5 protein-coding genes are annotated in these 6,566 nt (G+C 68.7%); all 5 read left to right on the top strand.

The window, feature by feature from the left end:
• Positions 1-134: 134 nt before the first annotated feature.
• The 5 genes from P2P98_RS02080 (at position 135) to P2P98_RS02060 (ending at position 6,304) form a co-directional block, all read left to right on the top strand.
• The gene (locus P2P98_RS02080) at positions 135-1,673 is read left to right on the top strand and encodes an MFS transporter (protein ID WP_275796720.1); all 1,539 of its coding nucleotides are present in this window, start codon (positions 135-137) and stop codon (positions 1,671-1,673) included.
• 25 nt (positions 1,674-1,698) lie between these two features.
• On the top strand, positions 1,699-2,748 hold the full coding sequence (locus tag P2P98_RS02075) for a 3-isopropylmalate dehydrogenase (RefSeq protein ID WP_275796718.1): 1,050 nt from the start codon (positions 1,699-1,701) through the stop codon (positions 2,746-2,748).
• A gap of 54 nt (positions 2,749-2,802) precedes the next feature.
• Complete coding sequence (locus P2P98_RS02070; protein WP_275796716.1) at positions 2,803-3,909, top strand: branched-chain amino acid aminotransferase; 1,107 nt, start codon at positions 2,803-2,805, stop codon at positions 3,907-3,909.
• A 393-nt stretch (positions 3,910-4,302) separates the two neighbouring features.
• Positions 4,303-5,070 (top strand): fumarylacetoacetate hydrolase family protein, encoded by a 768-nt coding sequence (locus tag P2P98_RS02065; protein ID WP_275796714.1) that lies wholly within the window; start codon positions 4,303-4,305, stop codon positions 5,068-5,070.
• Positions 5,063-6,304: an MFS transporter gene (locus P2P98_RS02060; protein ID WP_275796712.1), complete on the top strand. Its 1,242-nt coding sequence runs from the start codon at positions 5,063-5,065 to the stop codon at positions 6,302-6,304. Before P2P98_RS02065 ends, P2P98_RS02060 begins: the two co-directional genes overlap by 8 nt.
• The last annotated feature ends 262 nt before the right edge of the window (positions 6,305-6,566 follow it).

The raw sequence follows: 6,566 nt of genomic DNA, 5'->3' as shown, positions 1-6,566 counted from the left end.
GGATGCGCGTGAACGCGTCGAGGACGGCTTCGCGGGCGAGTGGGGGGCGGCTCATGACTCCTCGATCGTACTGGCGGCGGATGCTTCTCGTCTGTTACTATACCGGCTGGACGGTTTAGAAACGGATTCGAAGAATGCTCACCTCGTCGTTGCCCACGCAAGACATCGCCGTGACCCGCGCCGGGTGGCGTGGCTGGTTCGCGCTGGCGGTGCTCATGCTGCCCGTGCTCCTGGTCTCGGTCGACAACACGGTGTTGAGCTTCGCTCTCCCCGAGATCGCACTCGACCTGCAGCCGTCGAGCATCGAGCAGCTCTGGATCATCGACGTCTACCCGTTGGTTCTGGCTGGTCTCCTCGTCACGATGGGCACCCTCGGCGACCGCTTCGGCCGCAAGCGCATGCTGCTGATCGGCGCGACGGGTTTCGCAGCCGTGTCGGCGCTGTCCGCCTTCGCCCCGACGGCGGCTGCTCTCATCGCGGGCCGCGCGTTGATGGGCGTGTTCGGCGCGATACTCATGCCCTCCACGCTGTCCCTGCTGCGGAGCATCTTCCGCGACCGTGATCAGCGTCGCTTCGCGATCGCGATCTGGGCCTCGGGCTTCTCGGCCGGCGCTGCGCTCGGTCCGATCGTCGGCGGCTTCCTGCTCGAGCACTTCTCGTGGGGCTCGGTATTCCTCATGGCGGTACCGGTGCTCGTGCCTCTGCTCATCCTCGCCCCGATCTTCGTGCCCGAGAGTCGCGACCCCGCGCCTGGCCGCTTCGACCCGATCAGCGTCCTCCTGTCGCTCGCGACCATGGTGCCGATCGTCTATGGCATCAAGAAGCTCGCCGTCGACGGCCCGGTGTCACTCGCGCCCCTGCTCTTCGTCATCGGCGTCGTCTTCGGCTGGTTGTTCGTGCGGCGTCAGCGGCGCCTGTCCGCGCCGATGCTCGACATGACGCTGTTCCAGCGCGGCACGTTCTCGGGCGCGATCCTCGTGAACCTGCTGAGCGTGGTCGGTCTCGTCGGGTTCCTGTACTTCGTCGCCCAGCATCTGCAGCTCGTCGTCGGGCTGACGCCGATGGTCGCGGGCTTCGCCCTGCTCCCGGGGCTCGCCCTCATGATCGTGTCCGGCCTCGCGGTCGTGCCCATCGCGGCGCGTTTCGCACCGCGCGTCGTCGTGCCGATCGCGCTCGGCTTCTCGGCGGTCGCCTACGTGATGGTCGCGCTCTCGACCGCCGACCTCGTTCAGCTCGTCGTGGCATTCGGTCTGCTGGGCGTCGGTATCGGTGCGGCTGAAACGGTGTCGAACGAGCTGATCCTGTCGAGCGCGCCCTCCGCGAAGGCGGGTGCCGCGAGCGCCGTCTCCGAGACGGCGTACGAGGTGGGCGCGGTGCTCGGAACGGCTGTGCTCGGCGGCATCCTGGCGGCGTTCTACCGCGCTCAGCTGGTCCTGCCGGCGGGGCTCCCGGATGCCGCGGCCTCAGCCGCGCGAGAAACCCTCGCCGGGGCTGTCGCCGTCTCGCACACCCTCGACGATGCGAGCCTGGCCGAGGCTCTGCGCGCCGCCGCGGCCCACGCGTTCGACTCAGGTGTGGTCGTCACGGCTCTGATCGGAGCGGGCCTCATCGTCGTCGCGGGTGTGATCGCTGCCACTACCCTGGGAGGATCCCGCGGCACGTCGACGAAGTGACGTGCCCCGAGCTCTGAGGAGAGCGATGTCGCGTGTCGTGAAGCTGGCCGTCATTCCGGGTGACGGCATCGGTCCCGAGGTCGTTGCGGAGGCCGTGAAGGTCCTCGACGCGGTCACCGCCGAATCGGAAGTCGTCTTCGCGAAGACGCATTTCTCCCTTGGGGCGGGTCGCTACCTCGAGACGGGCGACACGCTCACCGACGACGACCTCGCCGCCGTCGCGGCGCAGGATGCGATCCTGCTCGGCGCCGTCGGAGGAGTCCCCGGCGACCCGCGCTTGAAAGACGCGAACATCGAGCGGGGCCTGCTGCTGAAGCTTCGGTTCGAACTCGATCACTATGTGAACCTGCGTCCGTCGAAGCTGTACCCCGGTGCGAGCGGTCCGCTCGCCGACCCGGGAGATATTGACTTCGTGGTCGTGCGCGAGGGCACCGAGGGACCGTACGTCGGCAACGGCGGCGCCATCCGTCGCGGCACTGCGCACGAGGTCGCCAACGAGACGTCGGTCAACACCGCTTTCGGCGTCGAGCGAGTCGTCCGATACGCGTTCGCCCTCGCGGAGCGTCGTCGCCACAAGCTCACGCTCGTGCACAAGACGAACGTCCTCGTGCACGCCGGCGGCATGTGGAAGCGGATCGTGGATGCCGTGGCATCCGAGTACCCCGGGGTCGACGTAGACTACCTGCACGTCGACGCGGCAACGATCTTCCTGGTCACGAACCCGGGCCGCTTCGACGTGATCGTCACCGACAACCTCTTCGGAGACATCCTGACCGATTTGGCCGGCGCCGTCACCGGAGGCATCGGCCTCGCCGCTTCGGGCAACATCAACCCCGACGGCGCGTTCCCCTCGATGTTCGAGCCCGTCCACGGATCGGCGCCCGACATCGCGGGCACCCAGAAGGCCGACCCCACGGCCGCGATCCTCTCCGTCGCCCTCCTGCTCGATCACCTCGGGCTCACCGACGAAGCCGCCCGCGTCACCCGCGCGGTCGAGGACGACATCGCGAGCCGCGACGGCGCCCGCAGCACCGCTCAGATCGGCGACGCCATCGTCGAACGCGTCCAGGCGTAACCTGGACCGATCGGCCCGCATCGCCCCCGCGCATCGAACAGTTTTGGATCACGAATGACCACCATCGACACTGACCCCGACACCGGACTCGACCCGCTCGAGTTCGCCGTCACCCGCAACCTCGCGGCGAAGAGCGCGGCGGATCGCGACGCGATCCTCGCCAACCCCGGGTTCGGGCAGAGCTTCACCGACCACATGGTCGACATCTGCTGGTCGGTCCGCGGCGGCTGGCACCGCCCGCGCGTCTCGCCCTACGGGCCGATCTCGCTCGACCCGGCCGCAGCTGTCCTGCACTACGGACAGGAGATCTTCGAGGGCATCAAGGCCTACCGTCACGCCGACGGATCCGTGCACACCTTCCGCCCCGACCAGAACGGTCGTCGTCTGCAGCGCTCGGCCCGCCGCCTGGCGCTGCCCGAGCTGCCCGTGCCGTACTTCCTGCAGTCGCTGCGCGAGCTGATCGCCGTCGACGGCGCGTGGGTGCCGTCGGGCGAGGATCAGAGCCTCTACCTGCGGCCGTTCATGTTCGCGAAGGAGGCGTTCCTCGGCGTGCGCCCCGCGCACAAGGTCGCGTACTACCTCATCGCCAGCCCCGCGGGTGCGTACTTCAAGGGCGGCGTGAAGCCGGTCTCGATCTGGCTCAGCGAGGACTACTCGCGCGCCGGCAAGGGCGGTACCGGTGCGGCGAAGACCGGTGGCAACTACGCCGCCAGCCTCCTGCCCCAGTCCGAGGCGTACGAGAACGAGTGCGACCAGGTCGTCTTCCTCGACCAGGACCGCAACGTCGAAGAGCTCGGCGGCATGAACGTCGTGTTCGTCTACAAGGACGGCACGATCGTCACCCCGCAGTCCGACTCGATCCTCGAGGGCATCACGCGCGACTCGCTGCTGCAGCTCGCTCGCGACCGTGGACACCACGTCGAGGGACGCAACGTCTCGCTCGACGAGTGGCGCCAGGGTGTGGCATCCGGAGACATCGTCGAGGTGTTCGCGTGCGGCACGGCCGCGGTCGTCACCCCGATCGGCATGCTCAAGGGCCGCGACTTCATCGACGAGCAGCCCACGGGCACCCTGGCTCTCGAACTGCGCGAAGAGCTGACGAACATCCAGTACGGCCGCGCCGCAGACAAGCACGGCTGGCTGTACCGCCTCGACGCGTAATCGCTGAGTCCATCGGAGGGGTTCCCGGATGCCGGGGGCCCCTCCGTCGTCTCCGCCGGGCATCGTCCGCCATAAACGCGATCCGCTCACGCAAACGCGGTGTGCACGTGTTTCTGCGCGTGGATCGCGTTTATGGGTGCGATGGGTGCGGCTTTCGGTTGGGTCGGAAGCGGGTTCGTCGGTGTCGGCATCGGTGATGCGGCGCAGCCCGCCCCCGTCCATAAACGCGATCCGCTCACGGAAACGCGGTGTGCACGTGTTTCTGCGCGCGGATCGTGTTTATGGGTGCGGAATCCTGGGCGCGCTGATGCGGTTTCGCTCGACCCGGTCTCGCGCGCTCCGCGCGGGTCGGGAGACGGATGCCATGTCCGACCCCGCGGATAGGCTGAAGCGGTGAAGATCGCTCGATTCAGCCACCAGGATGCCATTCGCTACGGGATCGTCGACGACGGCGAGCTCGTGGTCCTCGCCGGAGACCCGATGTTCGCGGGCTTCGACACGACGGGGGAGCGCGTGCCCCTGTCCGATGTCGCGCTCCTCGCGCCGGTCATCCCGCGGTCGAAGGTGGTCTGCATCGGCAAGAACTATCACGACCACGCCGCCGAGATGGGCGGCGAGGCGCCGGCCGAGCCCCTGATGTTCCTCAAGCCCAACACCTCGGTGATCGGCCCGGGGGACGTGATCGTTCGGCCTACGAGTCTGAGCTCGCACACCGACTACGAGGGCGAGCTCGCCGTCGTCATCGGCCGTATCGCCAAGAACGTCCCCGCCGAGAAGGCGAGCGACTACATCTTCGGTTACACCGTGGCCAACGACGTCACCGCTCGAGACCTTCAGCGCAGTGATGGGCAGTGGTCGCGCGCGAAGGGGTTCGACACGTTCTGCCCCGTCGGGCCCGTCATCGAGACCGAGCTCGACCTCGAGACCGCCGCGATCACCACCCGCGTCAACGGCGAGGTCCGTCAACAGGGTCCGGTGTCCGACATGATCCACGGCGTCGGCGCCCTGGTCGCGTACGCGTCCGCGGTCTTCACGCTCCTCCCCGGCGACGTGATCCTCACCGGCACGCCCGCCGGCGTCGGTCCCTTCGTCGCCGGTGATGCCGTCGAGGTCGAGGTCAGCGGTATCGGGGTTCTGCGCAACACCGCGCGCGATGCCTGACTCGACCGCGCCGGTGGGCATCGACCTCGCCGCCACCCAGCGCCGGACGGTGCGGGTCCTGGCGGCGGGGCAGGTGCTCACCGGTGTGGCTTTCGGGGCCACCCTCTCGCTCGGGGCTCTCCTTGCGGCCGATCTGTCGGGCCAGGAGGCGCTGTCGGGCTTTGCGACAGCCGCCGTCACCCTGGGCGCCGCCCTGACCGCCATTCCGCTGGCCCGACTGGCTGCCCGTCGCGGCCGGCGATTCGCGCTGACGACGGGAAACCTCGCGGCACTCATCGGGATCATCGTCGTCATCGCGGCGGCCGCCACCCGCACCTTCCCCCTGCTGCTGGTGGGCATCGCGCTTATCGGGGCCGGGAACGCCGGCACCCTCCAATCGCGCTTCGCCGCCACCGACCTCGCGACAACCGCACGTCGCGGTCGCGACCTCGCGACGGTGGTCTGGGCGACCACCGTCGGTGGGGTGGTCGGTCCTCTGCTCCTCGCACCCGGTGAGCTCATCGGGGCGAGCATCGGGATGCCGCGGCTGACGGGCGCCTACCTTTTCTCGATCGCCGCGCAGGTGTGCGCGTTCGCTCTGTACGTGCTCGTTCTGCGGCCCGACCCCCTCTTGCTCGCGCAGCGCCTCGACCGGGAGAAGGCGGCTTCCGTGGTCGCGGCCCCCGAGGTCGATCGCCCCGGTCTCGCTCGCTTCGCGATGCTTGCGGTTGCCGTCTCGCACGTCACCATGGCGTCGGTGATGGCGATGACTCCTGTGCACCTGTCGCACATCGTCGCTCCGGATGCCGTCACGCTCGCCGTCGGTGTCACGATCGCGCTGCATGTGTTCGGCATGTACGGCCTGTCCCCGGTGTTCGGCGTCCTCGCCGACCGCGTCGGCCGGCTTGCTGTGATTCTGCTCGGTCAGGCGCTGCTCGCGGCGTCGCTGGTCATCGCATCGCTCTTCGCGGACTCTCAGGCCGGAGTGCTGGTTGCTCTCGTTCTGCTCGGCCTCGGCTGGAGTGCGGCGACGGTGGCGGGCTCCGCCTTGCTGACCGAGGCGACCCCGCTCTCCCTGCGCCCGCGACGACAGGGACGCAGCGACACCCTCATGACCGCCTGCGCCGCAGTCGGATCGGTCCTCGCAGGCGTGATCCTCGGGCTCGTCGGATACGGGGGTCTCGCCCTGTGGGCCTTCGTGCCGGTCGCGCTCGTGTGCGTGGGTGCGGTGGTCGTCCGAGCGCGCGTGTCGTGAGCGTCGGGGCGACATGCCCCCGTTACTTTCTTCGTGATCCGTTCGGCGGCATGCTGAGCGGTGGCAGCCTGCCGGGCCTGGCATGGTTTTCTGCCCCCTGTCGCTCATGATCTGGGGGGTGTTGTCACCGGGCCTGGTTGGCGGTGTGTGATCGCTGATAGGAGCTCGACCCGCGCGTTGGCGTGAGGCCGTCCGTAACGTGGATGCCGAGACATGCCGCCTGCATGGTTGCCGTTCGGACAAGGAACGGAGGGACCACCAT

Origin of the sequence: Microbacterium sp. Kw_RZR3 (assembly GCF_029222405.1) — a bacterium.
GTDB lineage: Bacteria > Actinomycetota > Actinomycetes > Actinomycetales > Microbacteriaceae > Microbacterium.
This window is presented reverse-complemented; position numbering and strand designations above follow the sequence as displayed.